The following is a 294-nucleotide window of genomic DNA, read 5'->3' on the forward strand; positions in this document are numbered from 1 at the left end:
GCTACGTCACTGCCCACCCGAACGCCGGTCTGCCGAACGCGTTTGGTGAGTACGATCTGGATGCCGACACCATGGCGGCGCAAATCCGCGAATGGGCCGAATCTGGTTTCCTCAACATCGTCGGCGGCTGCTGCGGCACCACGCCTGAGCATATCGCCGCCATGAGCCGCGCCGTCGCCGGGCTTCCACCGCGCAAGCTACCCGAGCTTCCGGTAGCCTGTCGTCTGTCCGGCCTGGAGCCGTTGACCATCGGCGACGATAGCCTGTTTGTGAACGTGGGTGAACGTACTAACG

General features: G+C 63.9%; 1 protein-coding gene. It reads left to right on the forward strand.

The annotated features are described in order from the left end of the window. The coding region (locus tag RTW80_RS28650; protein WP_312721482.1) for a homocysteine S-methyltransferase family protein at positions 1 to 294 on the forward strand (294 nt) is incomplete at both ends.

Origin of the sequence: Escherichia sp. AM3, from assembly GCF_032029835.1 — a bacterium.
Taxonomy (GTDB): domain Bacteria; phylum Pseudomonadota; class Gammaproteobacteria; order Enterobacterales; family Enterobacteriaceae; genus Escherichia; species Escherichia coli.